Here is a 23,496-nt window from a genome sequence, read left to right as displayed (position 1 = left end):
GGCAGGTATTCATGGCAGACAGAAGTTTTCGTGTGGTTCTCACCGGTGGCCCTGGCGGCGGCAAGACGACTGCGGCCGACCTCTACCGCCGGGAAATCGGCGAGGGCGTTGTGATTGTTCCCGAAGCGGCGACCCTGCTCTACACCGGCGGGTTTCCCCGCACGGGTGAGAGCGGCGTGCGCAAGGCGACGCAGCGGGCCATCTATCATGTACAGAAGAATCTTGAAGAGGCACAGGCTGCGCATTACAAAAGCCGGGTTCTGCTCTGCGACCGTGGCACGGTTGATGGCGCCGCGTACTGGCCCGATGAAAATGACGGTTTTTTTGAGCACGTGGGCACGACGCTCGACGAGGAGCTACGCCGATACGATGCCGTAATCTTCTTTGAAACGGCCGCCGTTGGAGGTATCTCGATTGAGGGCGGCAACCCATCGCGCATAGAATCGCTCAAAGATGCACTTGCACTAGACCGGCGGCTGCGGGCGCTCTGGTCCCGGCATCCGCATTTTGTCTTTGTGCCGCATAACGTTTCGTTCATACAAAAAGTCAACGCAGGTCTTGCTGAACTTGCATCCCTGGTGGCGAGCTACCAGAACAGGGCCCGGTAATCGGGCGTTCTTCAAGCTGATTGACGCGGCGTTTTTATGAACAAGTATGCTCGCCATGGCCGCCAAAAAGTCTGCATCCGCCTCTGCTGTTGAAAGTTCGGCGACCAGCCTGCCTGCCGACATGACCTTTGAAAAGGCCCTGGCAGATCTCGAAGAAATTACTGAAAAACTCGAAGACGGCAAAGAATCGCTCGAAGAGTCGATGCGGCTTTACGAGTATGGCCTTCAATTGAAAGAATTCTGTGAAGTGAAACTTAAAGAAGCAGAAGGCAAATGGCTGATGCTCAAAAAGGCTAAAGACGGCAGCGTCACAGCGCATGAATTACCCAACGATAAAATTCCTGAACCCAATGAACTACAGGGGCAAATGTTTTGAAAAACGATCTCAAAGCAGCCATCGCTGATACCTTTAAGGCGGCCGAAACCTCATTGAACGCGAATCTCTCAAACCCGACGTTTATCGGGCAGGTCGCCTCCGCCGCCGCGGTGATGGCAGAATCGAAAAGCCGCATTCTCACCTGCGGTATGGGTAAGTCTGGCCTTATCGCGCGCAAGGTCGCCGCGACTCTCACCTCGACTGGCTCACCTTCGGTATTCTTGCACCCGGCCGATGCATTGCACGGAGACATCGGCAATCTGCAGGCAAAAGAGGTTGTGCTGGCTTTTTCAAACTCGGGCGAAACCCGCGAGATTGTCGAACTGATGCCGCACATCAAGCGGCTGCAGGGTAAACTCATCGCTGTCACACAAAAAGCCGAGAGCACGCTCGCGCGCGACGCCGATGCCGCAATAATCTATTCGATCACCCGCGAAGGTTGCCCCCTCGAACTTGCCCCCATGGCATCGACCACGATGTCTCTGGTGATAGGCGACGCGATCGCGACCGCGCTTATTAAACTGCGCAAATTCAGGCGTGAAGATTTCGGCAAATACCATCCGTCGGGTACACTCGGCAAGAAGCTGCTGACCCGGGTCAAAGACGTGATGCAGCCCATTGACGGTGTGCTCATTGCCCGCTCATCGCCGTTTAAGACATTCTTGCCGAAGATGATTGCGGCCAACCTTGGCTGTATGGTCATTACCGGCAGCAAAGGCCACCTGCGCGGTATTCTCACCGATGGCGATATCAAGCGGCTGCTCGAATTTTATACCGCCAGCCCGACAAAACTCTTCAACGCCACGGCAGGCGACATTATGACCGAAGACCCGATCTTTGTACGCGACGCGGCGCTCGTCGACGAGGCTTTTGCGCTGATGCAAGAGAAAAAAACGTACATTCTGCCCGTTGTGAATGCACAAAAGAAACCCGTGGGTGTGGTGCGCATGCATGACCTCATGGTGACCAAGTAACATGCAAGAAAACAATCCCACACCCAATTCAAAAATAGAGAAGGCAGTCCGTAAACTGCAGCGCGACCGCATTGTCGTGTTTCGCATCAACGCGCTAACCCGCATCGGCCGCGAAGAGCTGATGAATATTTTCGTGCGCATATTCGAAGAATTTCAGCTGAACCCGGCGATGCTCTTTAATCTCTATTCAGCCGTCGTTGAAATCATTTTTAACGCCATTAAAGCCAACGCCAAACACGTCATCTTTAAGTCAGAAGTGCGCATGAAGCTGTTGAAGCAACAGTTCGACGATATTGACTCGCTGATTGAAATCATCTTTCATGAAGAAATGTTGCGCGACTTCATGACCCGGCATATTATACCTGAGAAGCTGAAAAAACGCGTCAATAACGTGCTGCAGCTGACTGAAAAGAAACGGACGGGCCGCGCAGCAACGCTCACCACCAAAGACATTCAGCAATTAATGGAGTTCAACAAACTGCTTGAAGAAGAAGAGGTATTTATTCATTTCACGATGGCAATGACCGATGAAAAGATCGTATTCAACGTGGTGAACGACATACCAATTCTTTCCAAAGACATGGAACGCATTCAGCAGAGCCGGCGCGTGCACCGCAAACTTTTCGACGAAGGTCGGTCGACCGACTATTTCGGGCCTGACTTTATCGACGTGACTGAATCCGCAGGGTTTGGCATCGCTATGGCTGACGAGATCTATTACGAGATGCAGTTAGACCCGCTTGAGTTTTTTACGATCAGCGCATCTGAAGGCGCTACCCGTGCGGTGATGCACTTTCCCAGGGCAAAGTTTACGCTTTAGCTGTTGCTTCAAGAACGAACCTGTCAGCAGCAGCGATCTGCTCGCCGACTGCCTGCGGGTTTGTAGAACCTTCGCCCTGGCGGCGCGCGATCGATGCGAGCGGCGTGAAAAAACCTTCGGGAAAATCGATTTTGTAGCCTGCGATTTTTTGCCAATCAGCTGCTGTGAGGGTTTCGAGGCGTTTGCCCTGCTCTTCTGCAAGTTTCACGGCAGAACCTGCGACGGCATGCGCATCTCTGAAGGGAACCTGGCGCTCGCGCACGAGATAGTCTGCGACGTCGGTTGCGAGCGCAAACCCGCGCGACAGGTTTTCGAGCACCCGGCTTTCATTAAAACGAATATTCTGCAGAATTTCAAGCATGCCCTTGAGACCCTGACGCGCCTGCTGAATGCTGTCGAACAGGTATACCTTGTCTTCTTGCAGATCACGGTTATAGGTCATCGGCAGACCCTTCAGATTTGTGACGAGTGCCTGCAGGTTGCCATTGACGCGGCCGGCTTTTCCGCGTAAGAGCTCCGCAATGTCGGGATTCTTCTTCTGCGGCATAATCGACGACCCCGTGGTCACCGCATCGCCGAGCGTCACGTAGCCGAATTCGGTGGTGTTATAAATAATGATGTCTTCGCAGAAGCGCGAAATGTGCAAATAAAGGCGCGTCACCCAAAAATGGTAATTTAACTGGTAGTCGCGGTTGGCAACCGCGTCCATGCTGTTCGGGTATGGCGCGGCAAAGCCCAGCTCTTTTGCCGTCATCTGCCGATCGACGGCATAATTGGCGCCGCCCAGCGCGGCCGAACCGAGCGGCGAAAAGCGCAGACTTTGCAGCGTAAAATCGAGCAGCTCCAGGTCGCGCGCAAATTGCCAGAAATAGGCCATGAGGTAGTGGCCCAGCAAAACCGGCTGCGCTATCTGCAGATGCGTATAGCCCACCCAGACGGTTTTCAGGTTTTGTTTGGCCAGATTCAAGAATGCTTTCAGCAGCTCTGTCAGGTCGGCGCGGTGCGCCTGCAATGCCTCGCGCGTGTATAGGTGTGTATCGACTGCCACCTGGTCATTGCGCGACCGCCCGGTGTGCAGTTTCTTGCCGGTGTCGCCGATGACTTCGGTCAGCCGCGACTCGATATGCATGTGAATATCTTCAAGCGCCGCAGAATAAGTAAACTTACCCGACTCGATTTCACTCTCGACCTGTTTGAGGCCGCGTTCGATATCGTTGAACTCGGCGGCTGTCAGCACGCCGATGCTTTGTAGCATGCGCGCATGCGCCAGCGATGCGCGGATGTCGACTTTATACAAGACCTGATCGAACGAAATCGACTCGGAAATTTCTTCGGTTATTTTTGAAGGCGGAGCTTCAAAGCGCCCGTGCCATAATTTATCTGTTTTATCTGCCATTTCGGGATTATCGTGCAGACGCAGCTTGCTGCGTCTGCACAAAAACGACTAGAGGGCCAATTTCGCCAGATCTCTTTCCCGCAGGTATTGCGGATAGAGTTCGTACAGCGGTTCGAGCAGCGGCAACAGCCTCATCGCGCGCGGCAGGTTGCCCTTGGGGCTGACTTCTTTGCGCGCGAGAGCCTGCATGAGGTTCACCTGCCCATGCCAGAAATAGTGCGCGACATCGGCAGAAAGTGTGAACTCCACTTCGGGCGAAAACGCCCGAGCGGCGTCGCCGGTCAGAACCTGCTTCGACTTGTCGTCGGTCGAGCCGTCGAGCGCAATTGACCCGTCTGGCGCGCTGTAGTTGAAACGAATCTTGAGTCCCGAGTTCTTGAGCGGCGCAAAGAGTTTGGGGTCGGCCTGAATTTTCAGAAAGTAGTTGCCCAGAATATCGTAGAGACCCGCCTCATCTTTGAAAATTGCCTTGAGCTTCTTCGCCGCGCCCGCAGTGCGTGCAGCTTTAAGTTCAGATTTCGAAACCGCAATCGGCTTCAGATTCTGCTCATACGCCGTCTTGACGATTTCCCGCACCGCTTCACCGGTTACGGCCTGCGGGTTGTTCAGCATCGCTCCGTCTTCGAGCGCCGTGCGCACAACCTGGTCTAGCTTCGCGAGGCCGTCTTTGACGCCCGCGTCGCGCAGGTTCAGCGGATGACCGCAAAGCGCGTTCAGTTTTTGGTTCATCGCGCGCAGTTTACCGGCAAGGCTCTGCGCCCGCTGTTTGGTAAGCCACTCATCAACGAGGCCGAGCTGCGTCACCGCCTGGTTCACAGCAAAATTATCGAGGCGTGAGACGATCTGGTTCAGCTCTTTTACGGGATAGAAACCGCTGTCGCCGAATATTTGCGCGATACGCGCATAACGTGCCGCTGAACTTTCCATATTGTGCTCAACGCTGAACGGCAGAATGATGCTGTTGGCAAGACCGTGTGGTATGTGGTACACCCCGCCCAACGCATGGCTGATTCCGTGCACAATGCCGACGCCGCCGTGGTTAAAGGCCACTGCCGCGAGAAACGACGCCGTCAGCATCGCGCCGCGCGCATTGAGGTCATTCGGCACCGCGACCGCCTGCAGAATGTTTTGCACAATCAGTTCAATCGCATAGAGAGCCAGCGCGTCAGAAACCGGGTTCGGGTTCTGACCCGCATAGCATTCAATCGCATGCGTCAACGCATCCATACCCGTTGCCGCCGTCACTTTGCCGGGCATCGTCGCGGTCATCTCGGGGTCAAGAATCGCGATGTCGGGCAGAAAGTGGTCTTCTGCAAATGGCAGCTTCACCGAGTTCGCATCGTCTGAAACCATCGCGAACTGCGTCACCTCTGAGCCCGTGCCCGATGTGGTGGGGATAAATACCGAAGGCAAAATTCTTTCTTTGAGCAACTGTGCGCCCATGTGCTGCTGCAGTGGCCCGCCCTTGACCATGAGCAGGTTAATGACTTTCGCCGAATCGAGCACCGAACCGCCACCGATTGCAATTACCATGTCGCACTTATTTTTGACGCCAAGCTCTGCTGCTTCGGTCACCACCTTGAGTTCGCTGTTGGGCGGTACGTTATCGTATGTGGCAGCAATCGTAATCGCAGAACCCTGAAGGCCTTCGATGACTTTCTTAGCAAGACCGGCCGCCACGATCACCTTGTCGGTGACAAGCAGTGCACGTTTACCGGGAAAGCCGGCAAGCTCTTCGCCCAGCCTCGACGCCAGGCCAATGCCATAGCGCACATTCGTCGGCAGCGAAAACTGGTAATAATCAGGTAGCATGCACTATAATGGGGCTTTGAGAGTCGGCGGCAACTAATTCATGAGTTTAGATACATGCGTACACTAAAGCCGTTTCCTTCGCAGGAAACGGCGAACAGGCGCCGGAAACCGAAAAATCGAAATGCAGCGAAGCGGCTCTTGCCGCGTAGCGCTTTAGCAGTCGTTTGCGCCTGCAAACGACGAGGCATTTCGAATTTTTTGGGAATTTTTTCCGGCGCCTGTCAATCCTCCGAGCGGTTTTTGGATTTCAAATAGTCAGAAGCCGAAACAACCGACAGAAGAACGATAAAGGTCATACCGAAATAGATGTTGCTATAACTTTCAGCCTGCGGCAGATCACGCTGCCACACCAACGCGGTCGCAGAAAGCGCGACGCCGAATGCGCCGCTGAAAAACTGCATGAGCTGAAAGAGACCAAGGCCTGAGCCGATCTGCGCAGGTACCAGAAGGCGTGACATCTCGTTTGAGACAGCGCTCGTAATAAACGTAAACGCCACGCTCACGAGAATATACGCAAGCGACAGATAAAGATAACCATCTTTCGCAAAAAGCGCCAGAAGCAGCGTACCAGCGGCCATGAGCCACGGCAGTAGCCGCAGAATGCCGGTGTTTCCCCTGCGGTCGATGGTTTTACCAGTCACTGGTGAAACCAGCATCGCCATGATTGAACCGGGAAATATGGCGAGACCTGCATGGATCGCGCTGAGGCCATGCAGCTTCACGAGCATCTGCGGCATAATGAAGAGCAGTGCAAAACTCACGATGTAAGCGGCGACACCCACCGCTGCGAGCTTTAGATAGTTTCGGTTGGTAAAGAGCGTGGGCAGAACGAAGGGTTCGCGCGCCGATCTGATACGCCAGACAAAAAGGAGTACGCTTATAGATCCCCCTAACAACGCGGGGATTGACTTTTGCGTGAGGGCCATCAGCAGTGCGGTGATGCCCGTCGCCGCGAACACAGCGCCGATCACGTCAAAGGTGCCGTGGCGGACCTCTTCTTGCGGTACGAGCACCGCAAAAACCGGCACGAGCAGCAGCGCCGATGCGGTCAGCAAAAAGAGATAGTGCCACCCTGCATATTCGACAATCGCGCCGCCCACGACGGGACCAAGCCCCAGCCCTAACCCGACGGCTGCCATGACGCGCGCCATGGCCCGCCCGCGCCTTGCGAGAGGTATGTGCCTTGAGATAAAAACGAGTGCTAAACCCGGTATTGAACCTGCGCCTGATGCCTGCAGCACACGCACGCCTATCAATATGTAGAAGTCATGAATAAAGAAGCCGGCGATCGCGGCAACACCGAGCGAGCTAAGCCCGATCAGAAACAGGCGACGAATCGGTATGAAGTCTGCGAGGCGGCTGTACGTGATCGATGCAATCGCGAACATGATCGAATACGCGGTGACGATCCACGAGGTTTCGGCGGCGTTCAGCTGAAATTCGAGCGCCACTTTAGGCAGTGCGAGGTTGAACATCATCGTGTTCATGATGACCAGCACGACTGCGACGCCCATGAACAGCACCATGAGTTTTTCGCGCCGTGAAACGGGCTTCTCGGTATCGGTAACGCCTTGCATCGGCTAAAGATCGCATCAATCTGCCGCAGCGCCCAGATTTATGGGGCTGCGCGACAGGTCGCAGAACGACGAATTTCGAATATGGCGACCTGCCGCGGCCCCTTATGGCAACGGCGTGGAGAATAGGTCTTTACGCGCCCACGTCACTTTCCGCTTTCCCAAAGGCGCTTATGGGTAATTTACCCGGTGCCATCACTGCCCTGTAAACGCATGAACCTCATCGCCACATCGATTGTTCGCCCCGTGTTCGCGTGGATTCTCATGTCGGCTCTCATTATTTTCGGCGCGGTTGCCGCCACGCAATTGGGCGTCAGCCAATTGCCCGACATCGACTTTCCCATTTTGACGGTCAATGTCGCGTACGAAGGGGCTACACCCGAGGTCGTCGAATCGACGCTGCTGATACCGATTGAAGAGCGCCTGCTCGGCATCGAGGGTCTCAAACAGATGCGCTCGAATGCCCGCCAGGGTTCGGGTCAGGTCGTGCTCGAACTTGACATGCAGCGCAATGTCGACGTGGCGCTGCAAGAGGTGCAGGCCGCGCTCAGCCAGTTGCGGCTTCCGCTCGGTATCGATCCACCCGTGATTTCAAAGACGAACCCAGAAGATCAGCCATTTATGTTCATTGGCGTCTTTGCGGATAAACCGTTGCACGAACTCTTGGTCTGGGCTGACGTCTTTTTACTCGATCAGTTCCGATTTATTCCCGGCATAGGCGAAGCCTCGATCGCGGGTTACCCTGAACGCAACCTGCGTGTCTGGCCCGACATGGCAAAAATGCGCCGGTATGACATCACAGTCTCTGACCTGGTAACGGCGATTGAGACGCAGCACCTGGAAAGCACTGCGGGCCAGTTCATCAAAGGCAAAGACGAGCTGCGCGTGCGCTGGCTGGGTGAAGCCGGTTCACCCAAAGACCTCTCGCGGGTGCGCATTCTGCGGCGCGGCGGCGAGAATATTTATGCTTCGGGTGCATCGCCCACGATCGGCGACGTGGCGCGCGTCGAAGATGCGCTGAGCGACCAGCGCCGCATCGCGCGCCTCAACGGTTCTGACCAGCAGGGCATCGGCATCGGCATTCGCAAGCAGCGCGGGCAAAACGAAGTCGAGCTTGCAGACGCGGTACACAAAAAAGTCGCCGAGTTGCAGAGCCAGTTACCCGAAGGTTATACGCTGCAGGTCAACATCGACTTTTCGCGCTCGACGAAAGCCACGGTGTTTACGACGTACGAGAAACTAATGATCGCGGCGCTCGTCACGATTCTCGTTTGTTTTGCGTTTCTCGGCAGCTGGCAGGGCGCGCTCAACATTATCTTTTCGATACCGACCTCAATCGTCGGCACGTTTCTGATCATCTATTTCGCGGGCTTTACGCTCAACCTTTTCACGCTGCTCGCGCTGACTCTGGCGATCTCGATCGTGGTCGACGATGCAATCATGCTGCTCGAAAACATCGTGCGCCACTACCGCATGGGCAAGAACGCCGCTCAGGCAGCCTACGACGGCTCGATGGAGATTCTGCCTGCTGCGACAGCGGCGACGCTCGCCGTTATCGCCGTTTTTCTGCCGGTCGTCGTTATGGACGGCGTCATCGGCCGCTTCTTCTTTCAGTTCGGCATCGTCATGTCAGCCGCTGTGCTGTTATCATTGGTCGAAGCCGTTACCATCACACCGATGCGCTCGGCGGCATTTTTGGGTACGTCGCCAAAACCGGCGAGGCTTGAAGTTTATCTCGAGCACCGGTTCGAGAGCCTGAATGCCTGGTATGGCCGGCTGCTCGCGCGCACGCTGAAACATCCCAAGCTGATCAGCGTCGCATCGATGCTGCTCTTTCTGGTTTCACTGCTGCTCATTTTTCAGGTGCGGCAAGAATTTGTGCCGCTGCAAGATCAGGATTTCGTCATCATCAACGGCCAGGCGCCGCCGGGAGCATCACTCGCCTACACCATCAGCCGCGCCAAAGAGATCGAGGCCATTCTCGGCCAGCACCGCGACATCGAACGTTTTTTCACCAGCGCGGGCGCCGGCGGACCATCAGCTGAAATTAACCAGTTCTTTATGCTGGTGAAGCTGAAGCCCAGAGCCACACGAAAAAAGGGGCACGTGGCGATCATGAATGAGTTAAGGGGGAGTTTCAAGAAGGTCGAAGGCGTTCGCGCTTCGCTCAGAGATTTTTCATCACGCGGCCTCACCTCGGGTCGCCAGTTTCAGGTCTCATTCAATATTTTTGGCAGCGACCTCGAGGTGCTCGACACCAAGGCCAAAGAGATTATCGACCGCCTGAACGCCGAAGGTCTCACACAAGACCTCGACACCGACTTCAAACGTAATTTTCCCGAGCTCTTGATCGTGCCGAACCGCGAGGCGATGGCAGCGCGCTCGGTTTCAATTCAATCGGTAGCCACCACCCTCGGTGCGACGGTAGCGGGCCAAAGGCAGGGACGCTACACCGCAGACGGCAGGCGATACGACATTCGCATAAAGCTGCCCGATGAGAAAATTTCATCGGCAAAAGACATCGGCAACATTCTCGTGCGTAACGCCGCCGCAAACACTGTGCCGCTCAGCGAACTTGTGACGTTTACGGAGAAAAAAACGTTTCAATCGATCACGCGAGTCAACCGCCAGCGGGCGATTGGTATTTTCGGCAGCGTGGCACCCGGCAAGTCGCAGGCGATGGTACTCGAACGCGCCCGAAATATTGCAGCCCAGATTCTGCCTCAGGGATACTCGTTCGCGCTCGAAGGTGGCGCCGCCGGGTTGGCAGAATCTTTTAAGAGCCTTAACCTCGCGCTGCTTTTAGGCATTCTCATTGCGTACATGATTCTGGCAGTGCAGTTCAACTCATTTGTCCATCCGCTGTCTGTACTGGTGGCGCTGCCGTTTAGTGTCACCGGCGCTCTCATCACGTTGTGGGTCTCAGGCGTGTCGCTGAATCTCTTCAGCTTCATCGGACTCGTGGTGCTCATGGGTATTGCGAAGAAAAACTCGATTCTGCTCGTTGAGTTCACGAACCATGTGCGCGCAGCCAACAAGAATGCCTCTGTGCTCTCGGCGCTCATTGAGGCCTGCCCGGTACGCCTGCGCCCGATTCTCATGACGTCGACGGCAACCGTGATTGCGGCATTACCGCTCGTGATCGGTAACGGCATCGGGCAAGAAACACGAACTCCGATCGGCCTCACCATTATCGGCGGCACGATAGTCTCCACAGTCTTTACGCTGTTCGTGGTGCCCTGCGTCTATCTGCTGCTGACGCGGTTTGAAAAACATAAAGCTTCGCAGCTATTGGTGCACTCGCCAGAACCAGCTGCGCAGCCTTACGAATCTGCAGACGAATCATTTCGAGAAGCGAACGCGCCGGTGCAAGTTGCCGGGAAACCCCGTAAACGCAGACGCGCGGTTACCTGACCGCAGGGGGTTCGTTGCCGGTAACGGGCGCTGCCGGCACCGGTTGCGGAGCAGCATCGGGTGCGATCGCCGGCTGCCCCTGCGGCGTCGGTGCATTGTTGCCAGTGCGCGCACCGTTTCCGTGGTGATGCCTTTGCCCCTGAGGTCGCGGGCGATGCCCGATACCACCCCGATGGTGGCGCCCGCCCCGGTTACCGCCGCCACGGCCATGCGCGAGCAAGACCGGGTTCGCATCTGCATCGTTTCTGAATTCAGGCATTGGCGTCTCGCTCGCCACGAGATTAAAGCCTGCGAGCGCCGCCGCAATCAGCAGCGACGCGCAGATCTCGACGACCAGGGTCTTGAATGTTTTCGACACCATAACCAGTTAGACGGGCGAGGCGCCTGAGCGAACGACAAAAATAACTTCGCGCTGTGGTGACTCGGCGGGAACTCGCTGGTGCGATTTTTTTCCACAATTTTCGGCCCTAATCGGCGCAAATTCCCCCGCGAATCGGTCGCGATTCGCTCTGCAAGTGGCGAAGACGCCAAAATTCACGCCGATTTTTCGCTTCTCGGCGAAATCGCGCCGAAAATTGCGAAAAAAAATCGCCCGTTGTTCTGGCTTCGCGAGTTCCCGCCGAGTCACTGCGGGTTCGGCAGCCGAAGCTGCGAAAATTGTTGTCGTGAAAATGTGCTACGCGAGCTTTTGCAGCATCGCTATTGCGCGGGCAACTTTCGCCTCTTTATCTTCTTTTTGTTGCCTGGCTGGTATGCCCGCATCGGGCGAATTGGACTGCCTCACACGGAATTCATCTTCTGATGCTATGGGTGCAGCTTTCGCCTTCGCCGGCGCAGGCTGAGCCGGCACCGTAGATTTCTCTGGCTCTGCGCCCGGTTCATATAGCAGGCATTTCAGCGCGAACACAAAACCTTCGCCGATCTTGTCGAGCATCGGGCGGTGGTTGGCGTTGCGATAGAAGCCATACGCCACGAGCGGCATTTCTTTTTCAAAATAAAACAGGTCACCCAGGCGAATGAGGCCGGTTTTGTAGCCTACTGTCGTGAACACCCTGCCGGCATCAAAGTAGCGGCCTTCGTTAAAAAGGGTATTTCCCCGGCGAATGAGTTCAGCCTTCTGTTCATTATTCAATGCCATACTCTATTCTCGGCAAGATGCGCCGTGCCGGTTATATATCCCCCTGTCTTTTGAGGCACACCAGCGCAATGTCGTCGCTGAGCGCGCTCGGCCCCGGCTGGTCGAGGCGTGTTCCAGTGAACTTTTCAATCGCGTTGGCGAGCGCTGCGAGCACCGCGTCGGGCGCCTGGCCCTGCAGACTCTGAAGTTCTGCTTGCATGCGTTCGTAGCCGAACTGCTCGCGTTCGGGGTTCATGGCTTCGCTGAGGCCGTCGGTATATTGCAGAAATGTATCACCCGGGGCGAGTTTCACTTTCTGCAGCTCAATCGTTGTCGCGAAGAAATCGTTGTCATCCATGCCGAGCGGCATGCCGCCCGCTTCGAGGTATTTCGCTTTGCCCGCTGCAGTCATGAAGAGCGGCTTCGAGTGCCCGGCAGAGACGTATTGCAGTTCGCCCGTCTTGAGGTTGTAGAGCGCCAGAAAAAACGTCACGAAAATATTTGCCGGCGTTTCTTCGTAGAGCTGCTCGTTCAGCTTCAGCAATATCTGCTTCAGCGAGATTTCTTTTTCACGCAGCGCGGCGTGCAGCTGCGAGCGAGTCATCGCCATCACGAGCGCCGGCCCGACGCCATGGTTAGAGACATCGCCCATTGCGATCGCAACAAAGTCAGAGCCGAGACCGATATAGTCAAAGTAGTCGCCACCGACACCGGCCATCGCTTTATAAAAGCCGGCGATGTCTGCCCTGCCCTTGAGGTTCTTCGGCACCTCTGATGGCAAAAGCCGCTTCTGAATCTCTTCGGCGGCCATGAGTTCGCCACGCATCTCTTCTCGCTCGCGCAGCCCTTCGACCATGCCATTGAGGCTTTTACCCAATGTGGCAAGTTCATCGTAACCCTTGGCATTAAATTCGACCTTCAGGTTGCCGTCGCGCACCAGCGCCGAAGTGGCGCTGAGCGACGCAATGCGGCGAACGGCAACGCCAGAAAAATACCAAGCGGCGAAGATCGCGAGCACCGCAATAATCGACAAGAAGATGAGCAATGTCTGCGTGGCTTTACGAATTCGCTCGAACCCTTCTTCTTTATTGATAATTGAAATATTAAAGCCAACAACGTTTTCGCGCAGCAGCAGGCGCGCAAGCCCGCTTTGTTCGGTAATCGCAATGGTGTCGAGGTCGTGCATATAATCTTCGGCTTCGGTGCGCGAAACGGCGAGCACTCCACCGGCAAGCGGCGACACCTGGCCGCGCGGCACTTTGAAATCAGTCTCGCTGCGCGCCTCGTAAACAAACTGCCGCAGCATGGCAAATTCGCGGTCACGGTTTTTTCGGCCAGACGCTGTTTTCAGCACGCTGTCGAGCGCACTCTGCTCCGAAACGAGACTCAGCCTCGTGCGTGCGAGCAACGCCGCATTTCGCAGCGAATAGAGAGCTTCAATCACCTCGAGTTCGGCATTACCACCGATACCCGTTTCGACCAACGCGAGCTCTTGCATGCTGCGCTCGGCGTCGTCGAGGTTTTTTTTCTGTTTTTCGAGCGCTACTTCAAGCTCTTCGCTGCTTTGACCCGCTTCAGTTTTTTTCTTTTCTGCGCTTTTTAGCTGCGCTTCAATATTCTTGATTTCTTTTTCTGCGGCGGCTCGGGAGTTGCGCGCTTCTTTCAGCCGCTGCGCTGTCGCATCCAGGTATGCCTTTTCGAGCTCTTTGTAATTCGTCGCCGCCAGAAGCTCCGCATCGCGTTTTTCGGCGAGCTTGCGGTACTCAGCCGAGAGATTCATGAACTCAGCGTCTTTATAGGGGGGGATTGATTTCTCCCTGAGAACCTTTAGCCGTTCGCTCTTGCGATCAGCAGCTTCTTTGAGCAACTTAATGTATTTTTGATCCACTGCTGCAAACTTTTCAAGCAGATCGCCGCTGCCTTTTGCCTGGTACGCGAGAATCTTTCTCGCTCGTTCCACAACCGGCCGGTTCACATAAATCGGCGAAAACCGTGCTTCGTGCGGCTGTGACCGGTATGTGAATTCGGCGCTCTGCGCGGCATTCTGTTCGCCGCTGAAAAAAGCCTCGCGGTACGCCCTGAAGCTCTCTTGCGGAAAAAGCGCCTCTTCTTGTTTGCGCTCGCGGGCCATCTGCCTGAAAAACGAAGCCGTATCGAGCATGCGCGGAGCCTGGCGGTAGTCTTTGTAATCCTCATTGCCATAACTCAGAATACGAATCGTGCCGGGCCTGAAACTTGCCTGTTCGAGCCGACTCACAAACAGCGGTTCAAAGGGTTTTCTCAAAAGATCGATCAGCTGCCCGCGGCGCGTCGACACGAGAGACTGCAACCTTTTCTCTTCTTTTTTCTCAGCTTCTGACTTCTGGTCTTCGGCTTTTTTGTAAGCTTCGAGACGCTGTTCGATTTCGGCGACCCTCGCTGCTGCCGCGCGCAGACTATTGAATTGCTTCGCCGAAACGGTCGTGTTCAGCGTGAAGTCGATGAATGATTTGAGTAATGTCTCAAATTCTTTCAGGTTCTTCTCGGTCAGATATGAACTGAAGTAAGTGTCGAATCGCTGCGCTTCGTAGGTGTATTTGACATTGCCGCCAAAAGTTTTTACGAGATTGCGCCAGCGGTTGCCGATCGTCTGCTCTTTGACCATCACCGTTTTTTTGAACCTACGCGCCTTTTCTGCACTCTGTTTGCGGCGCAGATTGAAGATTTCGATCTGTATCAGGCCGTCAGCGATGCGGTGCAGTTCGCCGACATTGTGCGCCACCATGTTGAGCGGAACCTTAACTTCGTTATCGAGTGACTTGCTGAGTTCATTCTTTTGCGTGATGTAACTCAGCAAAAAACTCAGCACGAGCAAGGCGCTCACAAAAAACAGCGTGAAGAACGTGAGCTTCAGCCGAATACCTGGTGAAATAGCCGGCAAGATACGCTGCCAAAGGTTTTTCATGATTTCTCTCCGCCGGCCTTGCCCCAGTTGCGGCGCAGCGTTAATATGTTATGCTTGTCGTCGATGCGCCGGTAGCTACAATCGAGTGTCGTCAGAGTAATCAGCCCCACTCCGTTCTCGAGCCCCTCTTCGTAATAGAACTCCGTGTCGCTCTTGTGCTCCAACGGATTGAATGCAACTCCGTTGTCGCAGATTTCAAATTCAACGTGTTCAAGCGTTTTGCGCATCGTGAGTCTGATCTGCGCCTGCGCCAGGGCAGCCGCGTCGGGAAACCCATGCTCGATGATGTTGGCGACAGCCTCGTCGATTGCCAGAATTATGCGGCTTTGCTGTATCGAGTCGAGCCCTTCGGTCGCATCTTCTGCCAGATCAATGCGTCTGGTCGAATCGAGAAAGGCACGCACAGCTTCGCGCACGCCCTTCAGCTCGCTGACGTCACCTGAGATAGTGAGTTGAATCTCGGTGCGCAACTTTATAGGTCGCCGCCCCCGACGGCGTCCATGCCGGGCGTCGACTTCGCAACCTCGTGTTTCATAAATTCTTCTCGCCCTCGGCAAGATTGTTGTAGACTGCCACGCGTTTGGTGAAGAACATCAGATCCATCGTGTCGCGAACCTCTTTGGTGAGCGACGATAAAATGAGTTTGCCACCTTTGTCTTTCAGTGCCTTGAGCGTGGCGTTCAGAGCTCCGCACCCTGCCGATGAAATATATGTGAGCCGCGCCATGTCGATGAGCAGAGCATCGGCGCCCGAGGCGACGACGGCATCGAGGCGGGCCTTGAGTTCAGGGGTGGTTTTTGCATCGAGTTCGCCTGTGAGCTGCAGCACAGCCTTCTTGCCTGTAATTTTTTCTTCAATCTTTATCTGTGCTTCTGCCATGTTACCTCATTTCTGCAATCTATCTCAAGCCTTTTTGATGAACTTCCACAAGTCTTTCTTGGTGATGACATTGTAGAGCATACGTTCAAGGCGGTCAATTTCATAATAATAGCGTATATTCGGATTTCCCTCGAAGATGTGGGCATATTTTCTGATCATTCTGACTGCGGCTCTGAGGTCACCTTTCATGATACCCTGAGAGATGCGGTAATAGAGATCGGTCGCGAGCAGCGCATTTAATGACTCTTCGAATGTTTTATCGCGGGCTTTGAGCGCATCGATGACCTTACGCACGTCTTTTTCGGCGTAATCTTCGGCGTCGCTGTACTCGATCATGTAGCGCGAAAGTAATTGCCCCGCACGCTTGTAGTTATCGGCCCGCGACGCGATCAGAATCTGCTGGTACAGGCGCTGTATTTCAGCGTTGATGCGTGCCCGCTCTTCGGTAACACCGAGCTTCACAGGCTCAAGCGCTTCGGCGATCTGCGCGTCTTGCATGTTATTGAGTTCGCGGTCGAAAAGGTATGCGCTGCGCTCGTCTTGCTCTTTTTGCCAAACACCCAGCGGCCCTTTCAGAATCGACATGAACTCCGCAGACTCTTTGGCCTCGCCCACCTGCGGAATAATCTGGATAACTTCGAGAAAGAACAGCACCGTGTCGCCGAATACCGACAGATTCTCGGCCATGGCGGCGCCAATCATGCGTTTGCAGTTCGGCGCGAGCGTATTGCGGTAAGCAGGGTTTTTGAGCTCGGCTCTGAGGTGTTCGAGTGTCTTTCGCGCATCGGCGGCTCGTCTTTCCCATGCGGCCTTGTAAAGCGGGTCGTAGACGAATTTTTTGAAGTTATTCTTGCCCGACTGCGCAAGCAGGCGCACAAGACGGTTCATCTCTTGCGCCTGTTCTGAGCGAGAAGGTGTCAGCGTATAGAGGTCTTCCATGGCAGGCGGTCAAGGTAATGCCGCAGCCGCCGACAGCACGGGCAAGAAGAAATTGCCTTTTCAGACGCAGACTCTCTCGCTCTAAGGTCTTAGCCCCCATGGAATACCGAAAAACCAAAATTATCTGCACAATTGGCCCCGCCACCAACACCCTCGATAAAATTCGGGCGCTCGCTGCATCGGGCATGAATATTGCGCGCATCAACATGTCTCACGGCGAACACAAAAGTCACCTCGAGGTGATTCAGAAAATCAAATCATACAACAAGACGGCTGCGATGCCAATCGCGATTTTGCTCGATACGCAAGGGCCTGAAATTCGCACGGGCGACCTGCTGCAGAACTTCACGCTGAATGTGGGCGACGTCATCGAAATTACCGCGGGTGGTGAAAACTCCGAGAGCCAGAGTGTGATCACCGTCAACTACCGCGACATGCTCAAAGACATGAAGCCCGGCGACCGTATCACGGTAGATAACGGCATCATCAACCTCGACGTCGTTGAAAAAACAGATTTCGGCCTCAAGTGCAAAGTTGTCGACGGCGGCGTCATGAAGTCCCGGCGCCATATCAACTTACCGGGCATTCGCGTGAATCTGCCGTCGATCACGGCGAAAGACGTACAAGACATTATGTTCGGCATTAAAAACGATGTCGACTTTATCGCACTCTCGTTCGTACGCACCGCGGCCGACGTCGAAGAATGCAAGCGCATGATCGAACGCTATAACGGCCATGCGCAGGTCATCGCCAAGATCGAAGACTCGCAGGCAGTGACCAACTACAAAGAAATCATTGCGGCCTCGCACGGTGTCATGGTTGCGCGCGGCGATCTCGGCGTCGAAGTGCCAATCGAAGAGCTGCCGATTATACAGCGCCGCATCGTCAAAGAGTGCGCGCTGCAGGGTAAACGTGTCATCGTCGCGACGCACTTGCTCGAATCGATGATTGAAAACCCGATACCAACTCGCGCTGAGGTAACTGACGTCGCGAATGCAGCCTATGAAGAAGTCGATGCCGTCATGCTTTCAGGTGAAACGGCAGCAGGCAAATTTCCGCTGAAGGCGGCCGAGACTCTCGACAAGATACTGAAACGCATCGAACGCACCGGCGGTATCGGCTGGTCGCGCGATTTCAAATCTGACGACGTAAAAGGGGCCTTCGCCGAATCTGCAGTCGAGCTCGCCGACCAGCTTAAAGCCGATGCAGTCGTCGTCTTCACGCGCCGCGGTCTCACCGCTGATTTCGTGACAGCATACAGACCCAAGTTCGCGACAGTTTTTGCCTTCACCAACATGTCACAGGTGAGGCGCAAGCTCTTGCTGAACCGCGCCTGTTATCCGTTTAGGATTGATTTCTCTTCTGACCCCGAACGCACGATAAAGACAGCTTTCAGCACCTTGTCGAAAAAGAAACTTTTGCCGTCGGGCAGCAGAATCGTTATAGTGTCTGATATTATAGCGGGCAATGAACGCGTAGAATCGATACAGGTGCGCACGCTATAACCTGACTCCCATGAAAATCTATACAAAAACAGGCGACAGCGGCGAAACGTCGCTCTTCGGCGGCGGACGCGTGCAAAAGAACGATAAACGTGTCACGGCTTATGGCGAGATTGACGAACTCAACAGCTTCGTCGGGGCATTGCTCGCCAATCTCGGCGACAAAAGCGGCACTCCTCATTATGGCGCGATGGTCGAAATTCGCCATTTGTTAGAGGCACTGCAAAACCGACTATTTGATTTGGGTGCAGAATTAGCCGTGGGTGACCAGAAGTTTCTGGCCAAGCTCGCCCGCCGCATTGCAGAACCCGATATCGCGGCGCTCGAAGCGGCGATCGATCGTATGCAGGCGCACCTGAAGCCGCTCACGAATTTTATTCTTCCCGGCGGTTCACCTGCGGCGGCACATGCACATATTTGCCGCAGCGTCTCACGCCGCGCCGAGCGCGCAATGATCGCCGCAGCTGTTCAGGAGCCGTTGCTGCTCTCATTCATTAACCGCCTATCGGACTATTTTTTTGTGCTCGCGCGCTACCTCAACCATTTGAATGGCGTCGCCGAACCCGAATGGGAGAAATAGATTCTGGCCGTTTTCTGAAAACGATAACTGCTACCTTTTCAGGTAGTGCTGCAGGCTGTAGACCCAATCACCTTCGTCACCACTTTTGAGTTTTTGCGCGAGCAGCCACTCGAGGTAACCGCGGTCGGTTTTGGCAAGATCAGCGAGGCGATGGTCACGGTATTTGCCGAAATTGATTTTGCGAAACAGCATCGGCTGCTCTGAGATTCTGATCATCTGTTCAATCGCTTCAGCCTCAGAGCCTGTTTCTGAACTCAAAAGCCGCAACAGATGTTCGAAAACGCCGCGCAACACTTTGACATCCCCCTCGGCGTCGTGGGCTGCGGCTTCAATTTCTAACCCAAAGGCATAACGCAGGTATTGAAGGTTATATTCGGGCAGAGCATCGTTACGGTCGAGCGCGAAGGCCACGCGATAGGTACAGATGAACCGGTTAACCTGAACTCCTTCTGCGACCAGCATGCTGATATCAAACGGGGCGTTATGCGCAACGAGAACACCTGTCTCAAGGCGCGCCTGCAAGTCACGTTGCATTTCGCTGCCAGCAAAGGGCGGCTTGCCCTCGACCATCTTGTTGGTGATGTGGTGAATGCTCATCGCCTTCACAGGAATCGCGAACGGGGGCTTGAAAAACTCAGTGCGCAGAGTTTCGCCATCGATGAAACATACCTGACAAATCTTGTCTTTGCCGGGTTCGGTGCCGGTCGTTTCCGTATCCAAAAATACAAGGTGCGGTAGCGACTTTGTTGCCACGTCGGCATCGCCAAAGAGAAGTTGTTCCATTGCGGCTAGAGCCGGTTAAGGTGTATTCGCTGCGCGCACGAGCCTTTTTCGCTTATAAACTTTGCGTGCCAATTCGCCTTTTGGTTTTGTATATTACAGTATGCCAGTTTACCGCTCCAGAACCACAACCGCCGGCCGCAACATGGCGGGGGCCCGCGCACTATGGCGCGCCACGGGCATGAAAGATGCCGACTTCACCAAACCGATCATTGCCGTCGCCAATTCATTCACGCAGTTTGTGCCAGGCCACGTGCACCTGAAAGATCTCGGGCAGCTCGTTGCGCGCGAGATTGAAAAGGCCGGCGGCGTTGCGAAAGAGTTTAACACGATTGCCGTCGACGACGGCATTGCGATGGGCCACGACGGCATGCTCTATTCGCTGCCGAGCCGCGACGTCATTGCCGACTCGGTTGAATACATGGTCAATGCGCACTGCGCCGATGCAATCGTCTGCATCTCGAACTGCGACAAGATCACACCCGGTATGCTCATGGCGGCGATGCGCCTCAATGTTCCCGTGGTCTTCGTTTCGGGTGGCCCCATGGAGGCCGGTAAGACGCGCCTTGCCGGGCACAAGCTCGACCTTGTCGATGCCATCGTCATCGCAACCGACGAAAATGCGAGCGATGAAAAAGTTGAGGAGTACGAACGTTCTGCCTGCCCCACCTGCGGCTCATGCTCGGGCATGTTCACCGCCAATTCGATGAACTGCCTCACAGAAGCTTTGGGCCTCAGTCTGCCTGGCAACGGCTCAGTGCTTGCTACACATGCAGACAGAGAGCAGCTCTTTCTGAAGGCAGGTCGCCTCATCGTCGACATCACGAAACGTTATTACGAGCAGAACGATGAGAGTGTGCTACCGCGATCGATTGCCTCGTTCAAGGCTTTCGAAAACGCCATAGCACTCGATATCGCGATGGGTGGGTCAACCAACACAATTCTGCACCTGCTCGCTGCAGCACAAGAAGGCGAAGTGCCCTTCACGATGGACGACATCGACCGGCTCAGCCGCAAGGTGCCGCAACTCTGCAAGGTTGCACCGAACACGCAAAAATACCACATGGAAGATGTGCACCGCGCTGGCGGCGTCATGAGCATTCTCGCCGAACTTGCGCGTGGTGGTCTGTTTGATACCTCGCTGCCGACGGTTCACAGCCGCACGTTTCAAGAAGCCCTGGATAATTGGGACATCATGGTGACCAAATCTGAAGCGGTGCAGACATTCTACAAAGCAGGCCCCGCAGGCATACCGACGCAGGTGGCATTCAGCCAGGCGACGCGCTGGCCGAGCCTCGACGATGATCGCAAAGACGGTTGCATTCGTTCGGTCGAGCACGCCTACAGTAAAGAAGGCGGTCTCGCGGTTCTCAGGGGCAACATCGCACTCGATGGCTGTGTTGTGAAAACCTCGGGTGTTGACGAAAGCTGCTGGGTGTTTGAAGGCCCGGCTCACGTCGTCGAAAGCCAGGACACTGCCGTCGCGCACATTCTTGAAGGCAAGGTAAAAGAAGGCGAAGTCGTCGTCATTCGTTACGAAGGCCCCAAAGGCGGCCCGGGCATGCAAGAGATGCTCTACCCCACGAGTTACCTGAAAGCCCGCGGCCTCGGCAAGGCCTGCGCGCTCTTAACCGATGGTCGTTTCTCGGGCGGCACCTCGGGTCTCTCGATCGGGCATGTTTCACCCGAAGCTGCTGCAGGCGGCGCGATCGGCCTCGTGCAGAACGGCGATATCATTCAGATTAATATTCCCAATCGCACGATCAACGTAAAGCTGTCTGATGCCGAACTCGCAGCCCGGCGCAAGAATGAGGATGCAAAAGGTGCTGCCGCCTGGAAACCCAGCGAGGTTCGGCCGCGCAAAGTTTCCGCTTCGCTGAAGGCATATGCTCTGCTCGCCACCAGCGCCGACAAAGGTGCGGTGAGAGATTTGAGTAAACTCGATTAAACGGGCTTTATCTAAATACCGAAACCCCACGCGAGAGCAAAACCCCAAAAACGAGCATCAGCAGCGAAAGTAAAAAAACCGTCTGCCCGATAATTCGATTCGACCTGCGATGGCTTTCTCGCATCAGAACCCGGTTACCTTCACTCACGAAACTTTTCGGCCCAAAGACAAAGTCATGGAATAGCTGCAGCGCCATTAGGGCTGTGAAGAGCACCAGTTTAGCGAGGGCCATCTTCCCCGTTGGCGTCTGCCATAATTGTGCGTTCAGCATTCCGCGGTTTTCAACCAGATAAAGACCCGAGAGCAGAATCAACGTGAAAAGTACATACGTCGCGAGGCGATAAGCCATCACGTATGCATAGATGATTTTGCCCCGTAGCTCGGCGAATTCAGCACGCCGGCTCAAGAGCCTAATGAGGCTTACAAAGAACACATTGCCGCCTATCCAGATTGCGGTGCAGGTGATGTGAACAATAAGCGCGGCCAAATATAGCGCCATGTGCTACTTTGTCTCGGCAATCACCTGACCCGTGCGGGCGCGGTAAAATGAAATCTGGTCGGCGAGCTTTTTGCGACTGCGAATCGTGATTGCGTCTTCTTCGATCAGCAGATTCTCGTTAGAAAGAAACTGCGCTTCGCTCTCGCCTTTGAGCTGCAGAACGCCGCAAAGCGATTTTAACTGAGCATAGGTAATCTCAAACCGGTATGGCCGATCGCCCGTGTCTCTTTCTTTGGTGCGCAGGTTCTGGTTGCGCATCAGATTATAAAGGTAGGCATACAGGCGCATCTGCGGGTCGTCAATGCGAAAGATTGTCAGGCGCTGGTGGGCAAACCAGATACGGCGCGCCGTATTTTCGAATATTTTCTGCAAAACGCCGACCGCAACCGCCGACACCAGCTGTTCGGGGTTGATGCGAATGATCTGCGCATCGCTTACGGTAATCGCCGAGCCCATGCGGGGTGCCTTCTCGATAAACGCCATTTCACCGAAGAGTTCACCTGCCCCCAAAACATCGATCACGAACTCGTGCCCACGCGCGAACCGCACGAGCTTCACCGTGCCTTGTAAGATTACGTAAATATCCTGGTCGATTTCGCCTTCGGCGAAGATCATAGTGTCGGCTGCCACATGGGTCGCCTTGTGGCCAAAGTGAACCTGACGCAACTCGCCCTTGACCTCTTCAAATTCTTGCCGGGCTTCTGCGAGCTTTTGCCCGCCATGCTGCCCGGCCCATTCAATGTAAACCTTCAGCGCATGCGCTGTGTGGTGCGTTTTGCCAGCCTCGCGGTAGCGGGCGGCGACCGAATAGAGCCTTTCGGGAGAAGCATCGCGGTCACCTTTGAAATCCAACTTTGCCAAATGCTGCTGCAGCGTGCGCAGCTCACGTGAGTAGAGGCGCAACACCTTGACGGCGAGCGTCGGCTCGGGCCTGATATATTCGCCTATTTTGGCTATCGGAACTTCAGCGACCTCGGCATCGGTTTCGGCATAGATCGTCACAAGAAAATGGTGGCCGGTGAGTGCCGAAACCAGGCCAAAACTGTCACCGGGTTCAAAGCGCGAGAGCACCTTGTCGCTGAGGCGGTGTTCGGTGTCGATCGCGAGCCGCCCCTTGCGCACAATATAAAAAAGGCCGGGGTTGGGTGCGTTTTGTACGACCACGCTCGCCCCCGCACGGTAGGTCTTGTTCTGCACGGTGTTCTGCATGGCTTATTCGTTTATCGGCACTGCGCGCGCCAATCTTTGCCCGTAGCAGACTATTAAACATCGAATAATATGGCCTCAGATTAGGCCGATAAGGATTTTCGCTGTGTCGAAGGCCACAAATCTGG

The 23,496-nt window shown here is 55.0% G+C and carries 20 protein-coding genes; 8 read left to right on the top strand and 12 right to left on the bottom strand.

Translation table 11 applies throughout. The annotated features are described in order from the left end of the window. Positions 1 to 11: 11 nt before the first annotated feature. Genes TURPA_RS15565 through TURPA_RS15550 form a run of 4 tightly spaced genes read left to right on the top strand, consistent with a single transcriptional unit; the run spans position 12 to position 2,778 of the window. Positions 12 to 608, top strand: a complete 597-nt coding sequence (locus TURPA_RS15565; protein WP_014804262.1) for an AAA family ATPase — start codon at positions 12 to 14, stop codon at positions 606 to 608. Between the two features lie 55 nt (positions 609 to 663). Beyond that, positions 664 to 984: an exodeoxyribonuclease VII small subunit gene (xseB, locus tag TURPA_RS22140; RefSeq protein WP_053332213.1), complete on the top strand. Its 321-nt coding sequence runs from the start codon at positions 664 to 666 to the stop codon at positions 982 to 984. Continuing rightward, positions 981 to 1,958: a KpsF/GutQ family sugar-phosphate isomerase gene (locus tag TURPA_RS15555; protein WP_014804260.1), complete on the top strand. Its 978-nt coding sequence runs from the start codon at positions 981 to 983 to the stop codon at positions 1,956 to 1,958. Before xseB ends, TURPA_RS15555 begins: the two co-directional genes overlap by 4 nt. 1 nt (position 1,959) lies before the next feature. Beyond that, on the top strand, positions 1,960 to 2,778 hold the full coding sequence (locus tag TURPA_RS15550; protein WP_014804259.1) for a hypothetical protein: 819 nt from the start codon (positions 1,960 to 1,962) through the stop codon (positions 2,776 to 2,778). On the opposite strand, the gene argH is transcribed toward TURPA_RS15550, so the two are convergent. From argH to TURPA_RS15535, 3 genes are all read right to left on the bottom strand, one after another. After that, the gene (gene argH, locus TURPA_RS15545; protein WP_014804258.1) at positions 2,768 to 4,174 is read right to left on the bottom strand and encodes an argininosuccinate lyase; all 1,407 of its coding nucleotides are present in this window, start codon (positions 4,172 to 4,174) and stop codon (positions 2,768 to 2,770) included. The two genes, TURPA_RS15550 and argH, sit on opposite strands and share 11 nt — an antisense overlap. A 48-nt stretch (positions 4,175 to 4,222) precedes the next feature. Beyond that, positions 4,223 to 5,986: an iron-containing alcohol dehydrogenase gene (locus TURPA_RS22135; protein ID WP_014804257.1), complete on the bottom strand. Its 1,764-nt coding sequence runs from the start codon at positions 5,984 to 5,986 to the stop codon at positions 4,223 to 4,225. A 221-nt stretch (positions 5,987 to 6,207) separates the two neighbouring features. Next, positions 6,208 to 7,563, bottom strand: coding sequence for an MFS transporter (locus TURPA_RS15535; RefSeq protein ID WP_014804256.1), 1,356 nt, complete (start codon positions 7,561 to 7,563; stop codon positions 6,208 to 6,210). A gap of 210 nt (positions 7,564 to 7,773) precedes the next feature. On the opposite strand from TURPA_RS15535, the gene TURPA_RS15530 reads away from it, so the two are divergent. Continuing rightward, complete coding sequence (locus TURPA_RS15530) at positions 7,774 to 10,974, top strand: efflux RND transporter permease subunit (RefSeq protein WP_014804255.1); 3,201 nt, start codon at positions 7,774 to 7,776, stop codon at positions 10,972 to 10,974. Here the strand turns inward: TURPA_RS15530 and TURPA_RS15525 are convergent. From TURPA_RS15525 to TURPA_RS15495, 6 genes are all read right to left on the bottom strand, one after another. Beyond that, positions 10,967 to 11,335 (bottom strand): hypothetical protein, encoded by a 369-nt coding sequence (locus TURPA_RS15525; RefSeq protein ID WP_014804254.1) that lies wholly within the window; start codon positions 11,333 to 11,335, stop codon positions 10,967 to 10,969. The genes TURPA_RS15530 and TURPA_RS15525 overlap by 8 nt on opposite strands. A gap of 315 nt (positions 11,336 to 11,650) precedes the next feature. After that, positions 11,651 to 12,112 (bottom strand): hypothetical protein, encoded by a 462-nt coding sequence (locus TURPA_RS22130; RefSeq protein ID WP_014804253.1) that lies wholly within the window; start codon positions 12,110 to 12,112, stop codon positions 11,651 to 11,653. A gap of 31 nt (positions 12,113 to 12,143) precedes the next feature. Further along, positions 12,144 to 15,035, bottom strand: coding sequence for a PP2C family protein-serine/threonine phosphatase (locus TURPA_RS22125; protein WP_014804252.1), 2,892 nt, complete (start codon positions 15,033 to 15,035; stop codon positions 12,144 to 12,146). Further along, entirely contained in the window at positions 15,032 to 15,505 is a 474-nt protein-coding gene (locus tag TURPA_RS15505) for an ATP-binding protein (RefSeq protein ID WP_014804251.1), read from the bottom strand. Before TURPA_RS15505 ends, TURPA_RS22125 begins: the two co-directional genes overlap by 4 nt. A 61-nt stretch (positions 15,506 to 15,566) precedes the next feature. Further along, positions 15,567 to 15,914 (bottom strand): STAS domain-containing protein, encoded by a 348-nt coding sequence (locus TURPA_RS15500; protein WP_014804250.1) that lies wholly within the window; start codon positions 15,912 to 15,914, stop codon positions 15,567 to 15,569. Positions 15,915 to 15,938: 24 nt separating this feature from the next. Beyond that, a complete protein-coding gene (locus tag TURPA_RS15495) occupies positions 15,939 to 16,853 on the bottom strand; it encodes a hypothetical protein (RefSeq protein WP_014804249.1) in 915 nt (304 codons plus the stop codon). A gap of 98 nt (positions 16,854 to 16,951) precedes the next feature. Between TURPA_RS15495 and pyk the strand changes: the two genes are divergently transcribed. Together pyk and TURPA_RS15485 are read left to right on the top strand one after the other, a co-directional pair. Further along, complete coding sequence (pyk, locus tag TURPA_RS15490) at positions 16,952 to 18,358, top strand: pyruvate kinase (RefSeq protein WP_014804248.1); 1,407 nt, start codon at positions 16,952 to 16,954, stop codon at positions 18,356 to 18,358. Between the two features lie 10 nt (positions 18,359 to 18,368). Then, positions 18,369 to 18,935, top strand: coding sequence for a cob(I)yrinic acid a,c-diamide adenosyltransferase (locus tag TURPA_RS15485; protein WP_014804247.1), 567 nt, complete (start codon positions 18,369 to 18,371; stop codon positions 18,933 to 18,935). Between the two features lie 30 nt (positions 18,936 to 18,965). On the opposite strand, the gene TURPA_RS15480 is transcribed toward TURPA_RS15485, so the two are convergent. Then, positions 18,966 to 19,718, bottom strand: coding sequence for an exonuclease domain-containing protein (locus tag TURPA_RS15480; protein WP_014804246.1), 753 nt, complete (start codon positions 19,716 to 19,718; stop codon positions 18,966 to 18,968). Between the two features lie 100 nt (positions 19,719 to 19,818). Here TURPA_RS15480 and ilvD point away from each other — a divergent pair, with 100 nt between their 5' ends. Further along, positions 19,819 to 21,663 carry a dihydroxy-acid dehydratase gene (gene ilvD / locus TURPA_RS15475; RefSeq protein ID WP_014804245.1) on the top strand — a complete coding sequence of 615 codons (1,845 nt, stop codon included), beginning with the start codon at positions 19,819 to 19,821 and terminating at the stop codon, positions 21,661 to 21,663. A gap of 7 nt (positions 21,664 to 21,670) precedes the next feature. On the opposite strand, the gene TURPA_RS15470 is transcribed toward ilvD, so the two are convergent. Further along, positions 21,671 to 22,162: a hypothetical protein gene (locus tag TURPA_RS15470; RefSeq protein WP_014804244.1), complete on the bottom strand. Its 492-nt coding sequence runs from the start codon at positions 22,160 to 22,162 to the stop codon at positions 21,671 to 21,673. A gap of 3 nt (positions 22,163 to 22,165) precedes the next feature. Further along, positions 22,166 to 23,371, bottom strand: coding sequence for a Crp/Fnr family transcriptional regulator (locus TURPA_RS15465; RefSeq protein WP_014804243.1), 1,206 nt, complete (start codon positions 23,369 to 23,371; stop codon positions 22,166 to 22,168). Between the last annotated feature and the right edge of the window lie 125 nt (positions 23,372 to 23,496).

This window comes from Turneriella parva DSM 21527 (assembly GCF_000266885.1).
Taxonomy (GTDB): Bacteria; Spirochaetota; Leptospiria; order Turneriellales; family Turneriellaceae; genus Turneriella; species Turneriella parva.
This window is presented reverse-complemented; position numbering and strand designations above follow the sequence as displayed.

Coding starts and splice junctions, on each gene's coding strand:
- TURPA_RS15485 (WP_014804247.1), top strand. CDS start 18,369: ATGAAAATCTATACAAAAACAGGCGACAGCGGCGAAACGTCGCTCTTC.
- TURPA_RS22130 (WP_014804253.1), bottom strand. CDS start 12,112: ATGGCATTGAATAATGAACAGAAGGCTGAACTCATTCGCCGGGGAAAT.
- ilvD (WP_014804245.1), top strand. CDS start 19,819: ATGCCAGTTTACCGCTCCAGAACCACAACCGCCGGCCGCAACATGGCG.
- TURPA_RS22135 (WP_014804257.1), bottom strand. CDS start 5,986: ATGCTACCTGATTATTACCAGTTTTCGCTGCCGACGAATGTGCGCTAT.
- TURPA_RS15470 (WP_014804244.1), bottom strand. CDS start 22,162: ATGGCGCTATATTTGGCCGCGCTTATTGTTCACATCACCTGCACCGCA.
- TURPA_RS15465 (WP_014804243.1), bottom strand. CDS start 23,371: ATGCAGAACACCGTGCAGAACAAGACCTACCGTGCGGGGGCGAGCGTG.
- TURPA_RS15525 (WP_014804254.1), bottom strand. CDS start 11,335: ATGGTGTCGAAAACATTCAAGACCCTGGTCGTCGAGATCTGCGCGTCG.
- TURPA_RS22125 (WP_014804252.1), bottom strand. CDS start 15,035: ATGAAAAACCTTTGGCAGCGTATCTTGCCGGCTATTTCACCAGGTATT.
- TURPA_RS15550 (WP_014804259.1), top strand. CDS start 1,960: ATGCAAGAAAACAATCCCACACCCAATTCAAAAATAGAGAAGGCAGTC.
- argH (WP_014804258.1), bottom strand. CDS start 4,174: ATGGCAGATAAAACAGATAAATTATGGCACGGGCGCTTTGAAGCTCCG.
- TURPA_RS15530 (WP_014804255.1), top strand. CDS start 7,774: ATGAACCTCATCGCCACATCGATTGTTCGCCCCGTGTTCGCGTGGATT.
- xseB (WP_053332213.1), top strand. CDS start 664: ATGGCCGCCAAAAAGTCTGCATCCGCCTCTGCTGTTGAAAGTTCGGCG.
- pyk (WP_014804248.1), top strand. CDS start 16,952: ATGGAATACCGAAAAACCAAAATTATCTGCACAATTGGCCCCGCCACC.
- TURPA_RS15565 (WP_014804262.1), top strand. CDS start 12: ATGGCAGACAGAAGTTTTCGTGTGGTTCTCACCGGTGGCCCTGGCGGC.
- TURPA_RS15495 (WP_014804249.1), bottom strand. CDS start 16,853: ATGGAAGACCTCTATACGCTGACACCTTCTCGCTCAGAACAGGCGCAA.
- TURPA_RS15480 (WP_014804246.1), bottom strand. CDS start 19,718: ATGGAACAACTTCTCTTTGGCGATGCCGACGTGGCAACAAAGTCGCTA.
- TURPA_RS15500 (WP_014804250.1), bottom strand. CDS start 15,914: ATGGCAGAAGCACAGATAAAGATTGAAGAAAAAATTACAGGCAAGAAG.
- TURPA_RS15535 (WP_014804256.1), bottom strand. CDS start 7,563: ATGCAAGGCGTTACCGATACCGAGAAGCCCGTTTCACGGCGCGAAAAA.